At 66.6% G+C, this 16,899-nt stretch carries 13 protein-coding genes; 9 read left to right on the top strand and 4 right to left on the bottom strand.

All coding sequences use genetic code 11. The features are described from left to right. The first annotated feature begins 86 nt into the window (after nucleotides 1–86). A complete protein-coding gene (locus tag AC6CH3_RS20945; protein ID WP_498134252.1) occupies nucleotides 87–1,106 on the top strand; it encodes a CapA family protein in 1,020 nt (339 codons plus the stop codon). Between the two features lie 13 nt (nucleotides 1,107–1,119). Here the strand turns inward: AC6CH3_RS20945 and ggt are convergent, their stop codons facing one another. From ggt to AC6CH3_RS20930, 3 genes are all read right to left on the bottom strand, one after another. Next, on the bottom strand, nucleotides 1,120–2,946 hold the full coding sequence (gene ggt / locus AC6CH3_RS20940) for a gamma-glutamyltransferase (protein WP_498134251.1): 1,827 nt from the start codon (nucleotides 2,944–2,946) through the stop codon (nucleotides 1,120–1,122). A 110-nt stretch (nucleotides 2,947–3,056) separates the two neighbouring features. Further along, nucleotides 3,057–4,331 (bottom strand): MFS transporter, encoded by a 1,275-nt coding sequence (locus AC6CH3_RS20935; RefSeq protein ID WP_498134264.1) that lies wholly within the window; start codon nucleotides 4,329–4,331, stop codon nucleotides 3,057–3,059. A gap of 120 nt (nucleotides 4,332–4,451) precedes the next feature. Next, a complete protein-coding gene (locus AC6CH3_RS20930; RefSeq protein WP_498134250.1) occupies nucleotides 4,452–4,736 on the bottom strand; it encodes a hypothetical protein in 285 nt (94 codons plus the stop codon). Nucleotides 4,737–5,002: 266 nt separating this feature from the next. On the opposite strand from AC6CH3_RS20930, the gene AC6CH3_RS20925 reads away from it, so the two are divergent. Beyond that, complete coding sequence (locus AC6CH3_RS20925) at nucleotides 5,003–7,162, top strand: amylo-alpha-1,6-glucosidase (protein WP_498134249.1); 2,160 nt, start codon at nucleotides 5,003–5,005, stop codon at nucleotides 7,160–7,162. Here AC6CH3_RS20925 and AC6CH3_RS20920 read toward each other — a convergent pair. After that, on the bottom strand, nucleotides 7,159–8,340 hold the full coding sequence (locus AC6CH3_RS20920) for an acyltransferase family protein (RefSeq protein ID WP_498134248.1): 1,182 nt from the start codon (nucleotides 8,338–8,340) through the stop codon (nucleotides 7,159–7,161). The genes AC6CH3_RS20925 and AC6CH3_RS20920 overlap by 4 nt on opposite strands. Nucleotides 8,341–8,533: 193 nt before the next feature. Between AC6CH3_RS20920 and AC6CH3_RS20915 the strand changes: the two genes are divergently transcribed. The 7 genes from AC6CH3_RS20915 (at nucleotide 8,534) to AC6CH3_RS20885 (ending at nucleotide 16,891) form a co-directional block, all read left to right on the top strand. Next, the gene (locus AC6CH3_RS20915) at nucleotides 8,534–8,800 is read left to right on the top strand and encodes a DUF1876 domain-containing protein (protein WP_498134247.1); all 267 of its coding nucleotides are present in this window, start codon (nucleotides 8,534–8,536) and stop codon (nucleotides 8,798–8,800) included. Nucleotides 8,801–8,903: 103 nt separating this feature from the next. Then, nucleotides 8,904–9,443, top strand: a complete 540-nt coding sequence (locus AC6CH3_RS20910; RefSeq protein ID WP_498134246.1) for a dihydrofolate reductase family protein — start codon at nucleotides 8,904–8,906, stop codon at nucleotides 9,441–9,443. A gap of 61 nt (nucleotides 9,444–9,504) precedes the next feature. After that, on the top strand, nucleotides 9,505–10,812 hold the full coding sequence (locus tag AC6CH3_RS20905; RefSeq protein WP_498134245.1) for an SWIM zinc finger family protein: 1,308 nt from the start codon (nucleotides 9,505–9,507) through the stop codon (nucleotides 10,810–10,812). Next, nucleotides 10,809–12,263, top strand: a complete 1,455-nt coding sequence (locus AC6CH3_RS20900; RefSeq protein WP_498134244.1) for a DUF5691 domain-containing protein — start codon at nucleotides 10,809–10,811, stop codon at nucleotides 12,261–12,263. Before AC6CH3_RS20905 ends, AC6CH3_RS20900 begins: the two co-directional genes overlap by 4 nt. After that, nucleotides 12,260–13,366 (top strand): ATP-binding protein, encoded by a 1,107-nt coding sequence (locus tag AC6CH3_RS20895; RefSeq protein WP_498134243.1) that lies wholly within the window; start codon nucleotides 12,260–12,262, stop codon nucleotides 13,364–13,366. The genes AC6CH3_RS20900 and AC6CH3_RS20895 overlap by 4 nt, the downstream gene beginning before the upstream one ends. 4 nt (nucleotides 13,367–13,370) lie before the next feature. Beyond that, nucleotides 13,371–15,695, top strand: coding sequence for a DUF5682 family protein (locus tag AC6CH3_RS20890; RefSeq protein WP_498134242.1), 2,325 nt, complete (start codon nucleotides 13,371–13,373; stop codon nucleotides 15,693–15,695). After that, on the top strand, nucleotides 15,677–16,891 hold the full coding sequence (locus tag AC6CH3_RS20885; protein WP_498134241.1) for a VWA domain-containing protein: 1,215 nt from the start codon (nucleotides 15,677–15,679) through the stop codon (nucleotides 16,889–16,891). The genes AC6CH3_RS20890 and AC6CH3_RS20885 overlap by 19 nt, the downstream gene beginning before the upstream one ends. Nucleotides 16,892–16,899: the final 8 nt, after the last annotated feature.

Below are 16,899 nucleotides of genomic sequence, written 5' to 3'. Positions count from 1 at the left end.
TTTTTGGGCAGGGAGCCGGACCACTGGCACCATGCCAACGGGCGGTGCATCCTGATAGCAAAGGCCTGGCAGGTTGGAGGTGGAGCATGCAGATCGCGCTCCTGGGGGACGTCATGCTGGGCCGGCTCGTCAACGACCGGCTGAGGGTGGCCGATCCCGCCTTTCCCTGGGGCGATATCCTGCCCATCCTGAGACAGGCCGACATCAGGTTCGCCAACCTCGAATGCGTGCTGGCGGAGGACGGAACACCTGTGCCCGGCAAAGTGTTCCACTTCCGCTCGGACGTCAAAAATGTGGAGTGCCTGAAGTCCGCGGCGATCGATGTGGTGGCGTTGGCCAACAACCATGTGCTGGACTTCGGAGTTGAGGCGCTACGGGAGATGTTAGCGGCGCTCGATCAGCACGGGATCCTGCGGGCGGGGGCAGGGACCGACCTGGCCGCGGCCCGGCGGCCTGCGGTCCGGCGGGTGGGGCCACATGCGGTCGGCTTCGTCGCCTTCACTGACAACCAGCCGGACTGGGAGGCCACCGCCCGCGCTCCGGGCATCCACTACGTCCCCGTGGATGACCCTGGGGACCGCCGGGCCACGGAATTGCTGGACTTGGTCCGGCGGACGAAGGCCCGGGTCCAGTTACTGATCGTTTCGGCGCATTGGGGCGCCAACTGGGGATCCGAAGTCCCGCCCGGGCATCAGAGTCTGGGGCGGGCCCTGATAGAGGCGGGCGCCGACGTCGTGTTTGGGCATTCCGCCCACATTTTCCGCGGCGTCGAAATTTACAAGAACAGGCCCGTTGTCTACAGTGCCGGCGACTTTGTGGATGACTACGCCGTGGACCCGGATGAACGCAACGACCAGTCATTCATCTTCCTCCTGCACACCAGGGGCAGCATGCCCCACATGTTGCGGCTGCATCCGACGGAAATCACCCGACTGCACACCGGACTTGCCCGACGGAACGCGCGGAAAATCGCGGACCGGATGCAGTGGCTGAGCGCACAGCTCGGCACGCCCAGCAAGTGGATCGAGGACGACGACGTCCTGGAGATACCGATCGGCACAGCCCCGGCGCCCGGTGCAGAAGGGCTGGGCAGCCAGGGCACCTGATGCCTGTCGGGCCTCACCTCGACGGATGGACCACCATGGCCGAGCCGCCACCACGCCTCGCGGGCTCTGCCGCGGCGACCATCCTCCCGTCGGCCTTGAATTCGATCGCTGTGGCCGCGCCGATCTCCGCCGCCGATGTGAACGCGTCACCCGCGGGCGTCAGCTGATGGCCGTACGGCGCCAGCCGTTTTTCATAGGCCTTGATGAAGTCCGGCTCGGCGGTGACGTTGGCTGTATTCCGCTGCGCGGCCCGTGGTGCGGCGATGGCCTCGGAAATGCTCATGCCCCGGTCCACGCGGTTCATGATCGTCTGCAGGACGGTGGTGATGATGGTTGACCCGCCTGGTGATCCGAGCGCGAGGAAGGGATCCCCGTCCTTGAGGATGATGGTCGGCGACATCGAGGAGCGCGGACGCTTTCCCGGTTCGATCCGGTTCGGATCCTTGGGGTCGAACACGGTCGAGAAATCGGTCAGCTCATTATTAAGCAGGAAGCCCCGGCCGGGGACCACGATGCCGGAACCGCCGGTCTGCTCGATGGTGAGCGTGTACTCGACCACGTTCCCCCACTTGTCCGCGACCGTCAGGTTGGTCGTCGAGATATTCTCGGTGTCCTTCTCGTGGGCGGGCGCTGCGGCGGCAGCCGGGCACACGCCGTCGTAATTGGACACGTCACCGGGGGCGACGGGCTTAGCGGCCGCGCTCTTCGGGTCGATCCGGCATGAGCGCTCCTTGCCGAACAGCGGGTCCGTCAGGGCGTCCGTGGGAACGTCGACAAAGGCGGGGTCGCCGAGGTACTTGCCGCGGTCCGCGAACGCGAGGGCGCTGGTCTCGAGGTAGTGGTGCAGGGCGTCGGGCGTGGACATTTCGGAAAGGTTGAACGTGTCCAGGATGTTCAGCGACTCGCCCACCGTGGTGCCGCCGCTGCTGGACGGTGCCATGCCGTAGACGTCCAGGCCCCGGTACTCCACGTGCGTGGGCGCCTGGTTCAGGGCGCTGTAGGCGGCGAGATCCGCCGTCGTCATGTGTCCTGTCGGGACGGGCAGTTCTGTGGTGGCAGTCTTGGGCGGCGCCTTGACTGTGGCCACGATCTCTTCAGCGAGCGGGCCGTGGTAGAAAGCGCGGGTGCCCTTGTCCGCGAGGAGCCGGTACGTCTTGGCAAGGTCGGGGCTCTTAAAGACGCTTCCGACGGCGGGTGCGTCACCGCCCGGGAGGAAGAGTTTGCTCGTGGACGTGAACGCCGCAAAGCGGATCTTGTTATCGAGGGTCTGCTGGCGGAACGTTTCGTCGACCAGGAAGCCGCGGTCCGCCACCTCGATGGCAGGCTCCAGGGCATCGTCAAGGTCCAAAGTGCCCCAGCGCTTGAGGGCGCGCTCCCAGGTGGCCGGGGTGCCGGGCACGCCTACGGAGACTCCGCTCGTGACGAGATCGGGCGTGAACTTGTAGGGCTCTCCGGTCTCCGGGTCGATGAACGCGTCGGTCGGCATTTCGGCCGGTGCAGTCTCGCGGCCGTCGATCGTGCCGACCTTGCCGGTCTTGGCGTTGTAGAACAGGAAGTAGCCACCGCCGCCGATCCCGGCACTGTACGGCTCAGTCACGCCCAGGGTGGCGGCGGCGGCGACGGCGGCGTCGGCGGCGTTGCCGCCATCGCGGAGGACCTCGATCGCTGCAGCGGACGCCTCCGGGTCCACGGTGCTCACTGCCCCGCCGTATCCCGTGGCGGTCGCGGTCTTTTTAGTCACCGGCGGATCGGCGAATGCGGGGCTGATGACGGCTCCGCTGGTCACACTCATGGCCACGGCCGCCGTAACGGCAGCCAGGCGACGTCTCACATTAGGCATGGTCGCTCCCGGGTTGGGGTGGTGCTGATTGACGGTATTGCCACGCTACTCCGCCGCGGTAGAAACTCTCAATACCGAAGTTGTCCGCAGAATCGACCCCTCGATACCGTCTACGACGGCCGGGATTCCGGGTTTGCCGCGCTGGGCGCTGCGCTGGCCAGATCTGCCGGCGGGCCCTGCCGCCGGCTCGCCAGCAGGAACGGGACGGCGACAAGCTGGATGACGCCGCCAAGCGCCAACGAGGCGGGGTAACCGTATACATCGGCGGCCCGGCCGAGCAGCGGCTGGACCACAACGCCGCCGCTTGATCCGATAAGCGAGTCGAAGCTGAGGACCGTTGCCCGCTGCTTTGAGGCGATCATGTCGTTCAGGTAGGCCTGCCGCACCGGGACGCCCGCTGCGTCGACCAGCGCCCAGAGGGCCAACAGCACCAGCGCCACCCAGAACACCTGGGTGAAGCCGAGCACCACCAGGATCACTGCGCTCACGCCGCCACTCAGAATCAGCACCGTGGTGCGTTTGCGGACACGGCGCCGGATGCGGGGCGCCACCCATCCGCCGAGCACTTCGGCCCCGGCCACGATGGCGGCCGCGAGACCCGCCACGGAGTACGCGCGCGGGTCGCCGAAGAGCTCGAGCAGATAGGGCTGCAGGGCGTAGAACACATAGATCCCGACGCCGGCGCTGAACGGAGCAGCCAGCATCACATAACGTACGGGCGGATTCTTCAAACCGTTCTCGATCGAGGCAGAGAGTACGGCACGGGTCGCCCGAAGAGGGTGGGTGGACCGCTCCGGCGTGAACCCGACGTCGTGCATGAGCCAAAAGGCAACCATGAACATGGCCAGCAGCACACCCACGCGCAACAGAAACGGCACACCGAGATCGGTGACCTGCGCGATCACGCCGCCGGCCACAGAGCCGATGAGCATCGCGATGCCCGACACCATTACTCCACGCCCGAGCACTGCCTCCAGGCCGCCTTCATACCCCGAGAAGCGCAGCGCATCCACAAGCCAGGCCTCGACTGCACCCGAGAAGAAAGTGAATCCCAGACCGAGCAAAACCGACACCACCGCCCAGGTCCAGAACGGGGCGGAAAACTGCCAGAGCAGGTAGTAGAGATAGGTCGACCCGGCCAGGGTTACAGTGCCGAGCAGGAATGAAACGCGGCGCCCCCACCCGTCGGCAATCACTCCGGTTGGCACCTCGAACAGCACCATGCCTGCCGTAAAGAATGCATTCGCTGCGAAGGCCTCGAGGTTGCTGAGCCCGGCATCCAGGAGAAAAAGTGTGTTGATCCCCCAGATGAATGAGGCCGCAAGGGTATTGCCCAGCGTCAACGTGAGATAGGTGCGCTGGATCTTTCGGGCGTCGGCGTTCATCGCGTCTACGTCCCCGCGGGGGCGACGAGGGTGCACCAGCCTATTGTCGCCCCACTGGTCGGAGCCCGCCAGAGCAGGCTGCTCGCGGGCGCTTATTTCGCTGGGAGGCGCGAAGCCCGTCTACTCCTTGTGTCGCTCGGTCAGAACTTCAAATTCCTCTACGTTAAGGATCTCCATTTCCTGTTCCCGGCTGGTTTCGGAGCGGATTCTTCCCGCGGGCTCCTGGCTTCCGACGAGGGCTTCCTGCGTATTCCACAGCGTGATGGACAGGGACTTGTCGTCATTGCCTTTCAGATAGTAGAGGCCGGTGCAGCCGGGCAGGTCGAGCACGCGCTTAACGGTTTCGTCCGAGGGTTTCCCGGTGGTGCCGGGGCTGGTTCTGTAGGTGCTGACTCGAGCAAACATGGTCCCTCCGCATTCGGTTGTTGCAGTATGGCGGCGCCGATGGGACACCTGGCCACCGGCATCTCTGCCTGTTTGGCCGGACCTCCCATCACCTAGTAACTACCGGCAACGGCACTGGCGCAAGACCAAATGCTGCCTGGCATCAGAGTCCCTAGCATCAAGCGGAGCGCAAGCGTAGCCTCAATCACACAGAGCAAGGCGGCAATCCACGTGGACGCGGATTCACACTGTGCCGTCTCGGTCTTGGGCCGTTGAAGGAGGCGGTGATGACTGGCTGGAACGCTGACACGGCAGCCGGGCCGGTGGGGTCCGGCACGGTCACCTTGGTGGAGGGCTCATCCTTCTGTATTTCATTGGCGAACGGGGACATTCATCCGGAATTCCCACACGGCGTATTCCATGAGGACACCCGCATCCTGTCCCGCTGGAATTTGAGTGTCAACGGCCAGCCCCTGGAACCGCTCACGGCGGCCATCAAGGAGCCCTATCGGGCCCTGTTCATTGGCCGGGTTCCCCGTTCGGATGGCTACGCGGACAGTCCCCTGATCGTGGAACGCCTGCGCGAAGTAAGTGCCGGGCTCCGGGAGGAGGTCAGCATCCGGAACTACTCCGGTGAGGCCGCCGAATGCGTGGTTTCCCTCAACGTCGAATCTGACTTCGCGGACCTGTTCGAAGTCAAGGAAGCCCGTGTCCAGCGGCGCTGGGAAGAGTCGCGGCAGCCGGACGGCGACTCGCTGGCCATTAGGGCCGTCTGGCAGGGCGTCCGAAAGGGCGTCATCGTCAAGGCCGACGGCGCCGACGTCGCCTCCGATGCCCTGACCTACCGGACCGTTGTACCGGCCCACGGGCAGTGGACCACGCTGCTGAGCGTGGTGCCCGCCGTCGACGGCGCCGCCGTGCCGGCGGTTTCGTTCGTTCGTCCTGCGCCCGGTGAAATGTCCCGGAGCGACCGCCGCCGCCAGGAGTGGGTGGCGAAAATTCCCAGGCTGCATATGGGCAACCGCTCCATCGAACGGACCTTGCGGCGCAGCTACGACGACCTGGGAGCACTGCGCATCGAGGACCCTGACCATCCGGAGCGGATCGTGGTGGCCGCCGGCGCGCCGTGGTTCATGACACTGTTCGGCCGGGACTCTCTCTGGGCCTCGGAAATGGCGCTGCCGGTGGACCCTTCCCTTGCCCTTGGCACCCTGCAAACCCTCGCTGACCGCCAGGGGAAGATCGTGGATCCGATGAGCGAGGAGGAGCCGGGCAAGATCCTGCATGAGGTGAGGCTTGGCGTCTCCAGCGGCCTGGCCTTGGGTGGAAAGTCCGCCTACTACGGCAGCGTGGACGCCACCCCGCAGTTCGTGATGACGCTCGGATCAGTGAGCCGCTGGGGCTTTGCCAAGGACACCATCGCCGCGCTGCTGCCTCATGCGGACCGTGCACTGGACTGGGTCCGGAACTACGGCGACAAGGACGGCGACGGGTTTGTCGAGTACGAGCGCCTCAACGACCAGGGGCTGATCAACCAGGGCTGGAAGGACTCCTGGGACGGCATCAACTTCGCTGACGGCACGCTCGCCAAGCCACCGATCGCACTCTGCGAAGTCCAGGCCTTGGCATACTCGGCCTTTCTGTCCCGCGCCTGGATGGCGTACGACGCCGGCGACACGTCTTTGGCCTCCCAGCTCGCCGATGAGGCGGCACGCCTAAAGAAACGCTTCAACGACGAGTTCTGGCTGCCGGACCGCGGCTATTACGCCGTTGCCCTGGACCGCGACAAGCGGCCTGTCGACGCGTGCGCGTCCAACATGGGCCAGTGCCTGTGGCACGGCATCATCGACGAGGACAAGGTACCGTTGGTGGCCGAACGCCTGATGTCCCCCGAGATGTTCAGCGGCTGGGGCGTGCGGACCCTCGCCAGCGACATGGGTGCATACAACCCCGCCAGTTACCACAACGGGTCCGTCTGGCCACACGACAACGCGGTCATCGCGGCAGGCCTGCTGCGCTACGGCTTCGTGGAGGAGGCGCAACGCATCGCAGATGCCCTGCTGGAAGCGGCGGACTACACCGACGGCCGCCTTCCGGAGCTGTTCTGCGGCTTCAGCCGGGACCAGGTCCCCCAGCCTGTGCCGTATCCGACGGCATGCTCGCCCCAGGCCTGGGCAGCGACTACACCGATCATGCTGGTCACCAGCCTCATGCGGTACGACGCCCACATTTCCCGCGGCGGTCTCTGGATGGACCCCGTGCTTCCGAAGTCCTACGGCGACCTGCACATCACCAATGCACCGATGGGCAACGGCCGGATCACCATCGACATCGCCGGTTCCGAACCAACCGTGCAGGGGCTGCCCGACGGCATCGCCTTCCACCGGGAGCACCGGCCCTGGCTGACCGAACTGCTGGAAGAGGCCGAACTGCCGGGCAAGCCTTAGGGGCACCGCGCTCTATTGCTGCCTGACCGCTGGTCCGGATAGCGACTGTCGAAGCGTTCGCGCGCGACTCGTCCCAGCCTTTCCACGGTGTGCCAGCTGATGGCCGCCATGAGCAGGGTCAGCAGGATGGCCGATACGGCCACCAGCGGCGGCAGGTCTGCGGTCGATCCGCCGTTGAGCCAGAGGATGACGATGTAGTTCCAGAGGTAGGCGGCATAGGAAACTGTCCCCAGCGCCTGGAACGCACGGGACCATTGCGGCATTGCGCCGGTACGGGAGGCCGCCAGGACCACCAGGACAGCCGCGGCAACCATGGCCAGAGGGCCTCCGACGAAGAAGAAGGCCGGGGATTCGTTGGCCTTGGGGAAGAAGACCAGGGCGGTAAGGACAAGGATCGAGACGGTCAGGGCCGCCAGTCTGAGCCGGCGGCCGGAGAACCAGCTGAACACGTGGATCCTGTAGAGGCGCAGTGCCGAACCGATGATCAGCCCGAGGCCCCACGTCGTCGGCAGCGCGTAGACAAGCGAGTGAAGGTGCGGAGCAAGGATGAGCATCGCCAGGACACTCGCCGTCATCAAGGAAAGGACGACGGCGGCTGACCACCAGATTAGTCGCGCCTGACGGTTCCACCGCAGGGCGAGGACCAGCAGTGCGGGCCAGACGAGATAGAACTGTTCCTCCACGGCCAGCGTCCAGAGCGGTCCGATGGCCATGCTGACATCGAATGGCAGCGGGAGGTCTTTGAGGTGGCCAAGACCGGCGAGGAGGGTATAGCCGATGATCCCCTTGGACCGGTCCCCGAGGACGTCGGCCGTCAATTCAACTATGGCGTACACGCCAAGAAAGGCGACGAGTGCCGGCACCAGGCGGAAAGCCCGATGGGCGTAAAAACGGCCGTAGCGAATTTTGCGGTGCCGCTCAATGTCCCTGAGCAGCACGCCAGTGATCAGGTAACCGCTCAGCACGAAGAAGACGATGACTCCCACAATGCCGGCACCTTGAAATATCCCGGGCCAGGAATGCCCCAGCAGAACGGCACCAACGGCAGCACCGCGAAGAACATCCAGGCCGCCAAGCCTTGGGCGTTCTGCAGTTTGCCTGACGGCCATTCCACCAGCCAGCAACGTCACGGTACCTCCGGAGCCTGTATCGGCCGGTTCCGTCGTCAGGTGACTCACGGAAACGGCCCTTGCGTGTCGACATGAAGGTGTGGTGGGAGGGTCCCAATCACACGCCGTATCCCAGTCTGCCAAACTTGGCTGGACGAAACCTGACCCCCGCACAGCCTCCTGAGTAGAGGGTAAATGCGGACCCTTGACGGGTTGCAGCGAGCTTGACATTGTTGAATTCTCATCTGAGGAGGCGACCACCATGCGTGAAAAAGGTTGGTCCGTGAACATCATCATCGACGAACACGAAGGCCAAACACGGGCGAAGGCGCAGTTGAACGCCGAAAACCGCTCCGACCTGGTAGGGATGGGTCTCGCCAGGCTGAATCCGAGGGACTCGGATGTCCCCCTGATCGGTGACGAACTGGCGACGGCACGGGCACTGGCGGACTTGGCGCATCAGCTCATCGAGGCCACCGCTACCGACATCGAGAGAGTCACTAACGAAACGGCGCATCTCCGCGCTTAGCCTGTATACCGATCGACTAGTGGCGATGTGGCACATCGCCAGGGACCACTGCGCGACTTTCCGGCCTTGACCCTGACGTCAGGGCTGGATAGCGTCTGCGGTCATGAGCACCGTTTTCGGTGGTATGGCGGTCAGCCTCGACGGATACATCCGTTCTGAGAGCGGGGACCTGTCCTGGCTGAACGATGCCATGGCGGAGGATGAGGACTACGGTTTTGAGGCCACTGAGCGCAGAACCGGAGCCTACGTCATGGGGGCCAATACGTACCGCGAAGTGGCGGGAATGGGCAGCGGGGGCTCTGCCGTTCCGACCCACGTTGTCACCCACGACGAAACGCTGGCCACCTCAGGGAAAACGGAGCTGTTCTCGGGCGATCTGGGCGAACTTGTTGGCCGCATCAGATCCTCCATCCCGGCCGATAAGGATATCTGCGTCTTTGGCGGTGGCCAGCTCATGACCGAATTCATCGAGCTGGGCCTGCTGGAGGAGCTGGGCGTGGCAGTCGTGCCGGTCATCCTCGGTGGCGGAGTGCCTTTCTTCGGCAGGATCAGCCGGTGGAGCAAACTGGCGCTCCTGGAGTGCCGCCCGTTCCCCTCCGGCATAGTGCTGCTGACATACGGACTGAAACGGCTTCCCGCCTGAACACGTTGCCCGCCGCCACACCTGCCCTGCCTCTCTTGCGGCCCCCGAGGCATCGGGCACAATGAGCATCATGGTGCGCTGGAGCGAGGAGAGAGTGATCGGCGCCGCCCCCGACGGACCTTCCGTGGCGGCTGCCCGCAAGCTGGCACGTCCGGGTCCGTGGTCCGATACCGGCAGCAACGACGTCCTGGTCTGGGGCAAATGTCAGGGCAGCGGCAAGACCCCGTATCAGGTGAGCGTCGACATTGCCGCGCCGGCATACCGGTGCTCGTGCCCAAGCCGGAAGTTTCCTTGTAAGCACGCGCTCGCGCTGCTGCTCCTGTGGTCCCGGGGCGAGGCTGCAGAGGACGGCGTGGAGACCGCCGATTTCGCGCAGGAGTGGGCGAACCAGCGGGAGGACCGCTCCGCAGCCCGGGAGCGGCGCCAGGCAGAGCAGCCGACGGACCCTGTTGCGCAGGCCAAGCGGCTGGCCAGCCGGCTTACGCTCATGGATGCGGGCATCTCCGACTTTGCCCGGTGGCTGACGGATCTGGTGCGGACTGGGCTGGCTGCCGCCCGCAGCCAGCCCTATACCTGGTGGGACGGTGTAGCTGCCCGCCTGGTGGACGCCCAGCTCCCGGGTCTGGCCGAGCAGGTGCGGGCGATGGGATCGGATGTGCACGCCCGCGCCGACTGGGCCGACCATCTGCTGCTGCACGCGGGCCGCTGGTGGGCCTTGACCAAAGCGTGGGGCAGGAGGGACGAGCTGACTCCAAACGAACTTGCCGATGTCCGGGCGGCCGTAGGCTGGCCGATGGCATCGGCCGATGTCCAGGGCACCGAGGCTCTGCCCGGTCCATGGCTGGTGCTCGGCGCCTACCGCGGCGATGACGGGCGGCTCCAGCAACAACGCACCTGGATTCGCGGACCCGACGGAACGGTCGCGGTCGTCCTCGATTTCGCTGCCCGGGGTGAAGCGCTCGCGACACCCCAACTGGCCGGGGCGGAGTTGGACGTTACCGTGGCGCGTTATCCCGGCTCCGCGCCGCAGCGGGCGATGTTCACAGGTCCTGTTGCCCCGCGCGGGCTCGCCCGGAGCCTCGGTGAGGGTTGCAGCATCGCCCAGGCGCTGGAACTGGAGTCGGCTGGGGTCGCTCTCTCGCCCTGGCGCGAGCGTCACCCGGTGCTGTTGGGCGGCGTCCGTGTCCTCCCTGGCGATCGTGGCTGGCTGCGGGACGGTTCCGGTGATGCCCTCCCCATTGTCGACGCGCCCTTAATCTCGCTGCTGGCACTGACCGGCGGCCATCGTGTCGACCTGTTCGGAGAACTGGAGGAGGGCCGCGTGCGGCCCCTGACCGTCGTCGTCGGCGATGCGGTGGTGACGCCGTGACGTGGCTGGCCGACCTCCGAACCTCGGCGCTCCTCGGAACGGGACGGCGCGCAGCGCCACTTCCGCCCACGGATCTGGATTTTCGCCCGCCGGATGGCCTGTCCCGCGAGGAGTCCCTGCTGGACCAGGCGGCCCTGGCCGACGTCGTTACGCGCGCTGTCCGCCGCCCGCGCATCCTGGACACCGCTGACCTGCCTGATCCGGCCCCAGCGGACGACGCCCCGGAATCCCGCGGTGAGGCGGCCCGGCTCCTGGACCTGCTGCTTACCCAGCCCCCGGTCGGTGCGGAGCTCCGCTCCCAGCTTGTGACGGACTGGCTGCAGCTCGCCGGAGCGTCCGGACTGCGGGTTCCGCACCGCTCAATCCCGGCGTTGCTCGCCTTAGCCGACACACATCGGGGCATGGCTGCGCATTTACATCCGGCCATCGGAGCCCGCGGTCGCTGGCTCCAGTCCCTCACTGGGCCCAGGGATTCCGGTCCGCATCCGGAGACGACGATCGACTGGACCGGGCTTAGGACGGCTGAGGCCACAGCGGAACTGGAACGGCTCCGGCGCAGCGACCCGGCGTCCGCCCGTGACCTGCTGGCCACGCATTGGGATACGCTCAGCGCCCGGGAACGCGCCGCCTATCTGGGCGTCTTCGGCACCAACCTCCAACCCGCCGACGAGGATCTCCTGGAACGTGCACTGGACGACAAAGCCAAGAGCGTGCGGGACGTCGCGGCCGCCCTGCTGGACGGACTCCCCACGAGCGCCCGCGCCCAGCGGATGGCCGCCCGGCTGAAGCCTCTGGTCCGTGTGAAGGGCCTGCTGCGCAAGCAGTTCGAGATCGACCTGCCGCCGGATCCGGACCCCGCAGCCGTGCGCGACGGGATCGCCCCGGCTCCCCGCGCGAGCGAGCCTGACCGGTTGGGGCGGCTGGAGACGATCATCCGCGGCGCGCCGCTCGACGTGTGGGAAAGCATCGCCGGCCGCAGCCCCGCCGCCACGCTGGCGCTGCTTGACGGCGAACCCCGTGTGATCGACACGATGCTGGCCGCCGCGGTCCTCCGGGCCGATGCCAGGTGGGCCCGCGCGCTGCTGGATGTCCGCACTGATGCGCGGCTGTTGAGTTGTTTACCGACGGCGGAACGGGAGCAGGCGCTTCTGCGCCACATCCGCGGCGGCACGGCACAGCCCATGGCGCTGGTCCCCCTGCTGCGGGACGTGCCGAGGCCGTGGGGCCTGGCATTGGCTGACGCGGTCCTAGAGCTCATTGCCGCTAAGAACGGCGGCCCGTTGGCGGGAATGGTTGCAGAGTTCCTGCCCATGGCGCTGCCGCTCGACTCGGCAGATCGCTGCCGCCGCTTGCTGCAAAGTTACGACGACGACGCCCCGCGGCGCCGCGTGTTTCGTGATGCGGTGCAATACCAATCGTTCCGACAATCGCTGACGGAGGCCTTCCGATGACCGATGCCCAGACCGCCCCGGACATTCTCCGTGCCCATGCGGAAACCGCGTACGCCGATGAACTCCAGGCACTGGCCGCCGTCGACGACCGTCCCCGACCGCCCAGCTGGCGGCTGTCTCCCTGGGCCGTCGCCACCTACGTCCTTGGCGGCACGCTGCCGAACGGCACGCAGATCAGCCCGAAATATCTGGGATCGGCCAGGCTGGTGGAAATCGCCGTTGCGTCACTTGCCACCGATCGGGGGCTGCTGCTGCTCGGCGTGCCGGGAACGGCGAAGACCTGGCTCGGGGAGCATCTGGCAGCAGCCATCTCGGGCACGTCCACGTTGGTAGTGCAGGGCACCGCAGGCACGCCGGAAGAGGCGCTGCGGTATGGCTGGAACTATGCGCGGCTGCTCGCCGAAGGCCCGTCCCGTGCAGCCTTGGTCCCCGGACCGGTGATGCGTGCCATGGAGACCGGCAGCGTTGTGAGGGTGGAGGAGCTCACCAGGATCCCGTCGGACGTGCAGGATTCCCTGATCACCATCCTGAGCGAAAAGACACTGCCGATCCCCGAACTCAACACGGAAGTGCAGGCGCGCAAGGGATTCAACGTCATCGCCACAGCGAACAACCGCGACAAGGGCGTCAACGACCTGTCGTCTGCCCTGCGCCGCCGGTTCAACACCGTGGTGCTGCCGCTGCCGGACAGCCTGGACCAGGAGGTGGAAATCGTCACCATCCGGGTGCGCAGCCTCGGCGCGGCACTCGAGCTTCCGGCCGATCTTGCGGCCCTTTCGGAGATCCGCCGGGTGGTCACGGTGATGCGCGAACTGCGCGCCGGCCTCACGCAGGATCAGCGCACCACCCTCAAATCCCCGTCCGCCACCCTGTCGACGGCAGAAGCGATTTCGGTGATGACGAACGGCCTGTCTTTGGCAGCCCACTTCGGAGGCGGCAGCGTCCGCGCCGATGACGTGGCGGCCAGCCTGGTCGGGGCGGTGATTAAGGACCCCGTCCAGGACCGGGTGATCTGGCAGGAGTACCTGGAGACCGTGGTCCGCAACCGGCCAGAGTGGAAGGACCTCTACCGGGCCTGCCGCGATCTCGACACATCGAACTGATCCAATGACAGACGTCCACGTCCTCGGGATCCGGCACCATGGGCCCGGTTCAGCACGCTCGGTTGCCGAGGCCCTGGCGTCCATCCGGCCGGACCTGGTGCTCGTTGAGGGCCCGCCCGAGATCGAGCAGGTTCTCCCGCTGGTTGCCGATGCGTCGATGACTCCGCCGGTGGCGGCGCTGATCTACGCCGCCGATCAGCCGAGACTGGCCTCCTTCTACCCGATGGCGGGCTTCTCCCCGGAGTGGGTGGCGATGCGCTGGGCTGTTTCGACGGGAATCCCGGTGCGTACAATCGACCTTCCCGCGGGGAACAGCTTCGCACTGCAGGCCGCCGCGGCCTCCGCAGCGTCGGCGTCTCCCCCGGAAACGCCGGATGAGCCGGACGATCCGGAGACGGGCGGGGAAGATACGGCCGGGGAAGAGGCGGAACCCGTTGCGCCCGAGCCCTACCGGCCAGATGCGATTTCGATGCTGGCCCAGGCTGCCGGGTACAGTGACGCCGAGCGCTGGTGGGAGGACGCCGTCGAGCACCGCAATGCCAGCCCCATCGACAGGTTCGCGGCCATCAGCGATGCCATCGCAGAGATCCGGGCCGACGACGTGCGGCCTGCCGGGCACCCGGACGTCGTCGAGAACGGCCGACGCGAAGCCGCAATGCGGCGGCAGCTGCGTGCCGCGATGCGCGAGGGGCACGCAAGCATCGCGGTGGTGTGCGGGGCCTACCACGCCCCTGCGCTCGCTCCGGCGAACTTTCCCCCGGCGTCGGCGGACAACAAGCTTCTGACCGGTTTGCCCAAGACCAAGGTCGCTGTCACCTGGGTGCCGTGGACCTCGGACCGGCTTCGCCTTCAGACCGGGTACGGGGCAGGCGTCACAGCGCCCGGCTGGTACCAGCATCTCTTCGCCCACTGGACTTCCCGGGATCCCAAGGCTGATGTGGCTACCACCTGGCTGGTCCGCGTTGCACAAACCCTGCGCCGGGAACATCTGGATGCGTCCACGGCCTCCGTTGTGGAGGCCAGTCGGATGGCGGCGGCTCTGGCTGCACTCCGCGGCCGCCCCAGCCCTGGCCTAACGGAGCTGGACGACGCCGCGCAAGCTGTTCTCTGTGATGGCTCACGCCTGCCCCTGGCGCTGGTGCATCGGGAGCTCACGGTTGGATATGAGCTGGGAAGCGTGCCGGAGTCCGCACCGACCGTCCCGCTGGCCGCCGACCTCGCCGCATTCCAGCGCCGCCTGCGCCTGCAGCCCAGTGCGATGGAGGAGATTCTGACCATCGACCTCCGCAAGCCGAACCAGCTGGCCCGCTCAGTCCTGCTGCACAGGCTGGCACTGCTCGGCGTGAACTGGGGAACGCCGAGCGACACCGGACGCACAACGGGCACGTTCAAGGAGGCATGGAGCCTCCTGTGGCGGCCGGAACTGGCCCTCGCCGTGGTGGACGCCAGCCGCTACGGCACCACCATCGCCGCGGCAGCGGCGGCATGTGTAGCTGAACGCGCGCAGGGGGCCGGCAGCCTGGCTGATCTCAGCGATCTGCTCGCCGCTTGCCTGCTCGCAGATCTGCCCGACGGAATCAGCGCCGTCGTGTCGGTACTGGCCGAGCAAACAGCCGCGCAGCAGGATGTGGCCCCGCTGCTGGAAACCATAGCCCCGCTCGCCCGGACCTGCCGCTATGGCAATGTGCGCGGAGTGGACGTCACAGGAGTGCAGGGGATCCTGGACGCCACGGTGGTGCGGGCCTGCGTAGGCCTGCCGACTGCTTGCGCCGGGCTCGATGATGAAGCCGCAGCAGCGATGCGGCGGGCCATCAACTCCGCCCAGCACGGTCTGTCACTGTTGCCGGAGCTGCCGCTGGACGACTGGCACGCGGCGCTCGCCGCCGTCGCGGGTTCAGATCGGATCCACGGATCAGTCGCAGGGCGTGCCACAAGGCTGCTGCTGGACGCTGGGCTGGTCGACAGGGATGAGGTCGCGGCCAGACTCAGCCGCCGGCTGTCCCTTGCAACTCCTGCGCCGGAAGCCGCCGCCTGGCTGGATGGGCTGCTGTCCGGAGACGCCGTGCTGCTGGTTCACGACCGGCGCCTGCTGCAGATCGTCGATGATTGGGTCGCCGGGGTGCACGATGAGGTCTTCGATGACGTTCTGCCCCTGCTGCGCCGGACATTCTCGCTGTTCAGCCCGCCGGAGCGGCGGGAGATCGGCGAACAGGTAAGCCGCGACGGCAATCTCGCGCAAACCCCAACCGCTACGACGTTTGACCTGTCGGGCGCCGGTCCGGCCATCCGTGTGATGGCCAGGTACCTCGGATGGGAGGCCAAATCGTGACCGGCGTGAACCCCGAGGGCCGCGACCGGCTCAGCCGCTGGCGCCTGGTGCTCGGCGGGCACGAGGCCGACGGCATCACAACGGCCGAGGGCCAACCTGTGGTCCTCTCAGCCGCTGACCATCGCAGGGACCAGGCCCTGCAGGACTTGTATGAAACACCAAAAAGCGGCCGGGGAGGCCTCGGCGCGTCGAGCCCGCGGGTAGCCCGCTGGCTCGGCGACATTCGCGGTTACTTCCCGTCCACGGTCGTGCAGGTGATGCAGGCCGACGCCATGGACCGGCTCGGCCTGCGGCAGCTGCTCCTCGAACCCGAGATGCTCCGCACGGTGCAGCCCGATATCGCCCTGGTCAGCACACTCGTCGGACTGGGCCGCGCCATCCCCGAGCGTTCCCGTGAGACCGCCAGGGCGGTGGTCCGGCAGGTGACCAGGGAGTTGGAGGATCGCTTGCGGGCCAAGACGATTCAGGCCGTTTCCGGGGCGCTGAACCGCGCCGCGCGGACCCGGCGTCCCAAGCACCGTGACGTTGACTGGAACCGCACGATCGCCGCCAACCTCAAGAACTACCAGCCCGACTATCGCACAGTGGTGCCTGAGCGGCTCGTCGGTTACGCCCGGCGCAGTACCGAGGTGCAGCGGGAGATCATCCTGTGCATCGACCAGTCCGGTTCCATGGCCGAATCGGTGGTGTACTCGAGCGTGTTTGGCGCGGTGCTCAGCTCGCTGCGGTCTGTGCGCACGCGGCTGGTGGTCTTCGACACCGAGGTTGTTGATCTTACGGATGACCTGGAGGATCCCGTGGATGTGCTCTTCGGCGTGCAGCTCGGGGGCGGCACGAACATAAACCGCGCACTGGCCTATTGCCAGGACCAGATCACCCACCCGACCGAAACGATCCTGGTGCTCATCAGCGATCTTTACGAGGGTGGGATAGCCGAGGAGATGCTGCGGCGGGCCGCCACCATCGTCGGATCGGGAGCAACCCTGATCGCGCTGCTGGCGCTGAGTGACAGCGGTCATCCCACGTTCGATTCACACCATGCCGCTGCCCTGGCCGGAATCGGCGTCCCGGCCTTCGCCTGTACGCCTGATCTGTTTCCGGAGCTGATGGCCGCGGCGATCGAACGCCGGGACGTGGGCGAATGGGCGGCATCGCACGACGTCGCGACGAGTCACGAGACGTTGGCAGGTCAGTGAGTCAGCAG

The organism is Arthrobacter sp. GQ119 (genome assembly GCF_059759125.1).
Note: the sequence above shows the minus strand (reverse complement) of the source record. Positions and strands in the feature narration are given on the sequence as shown.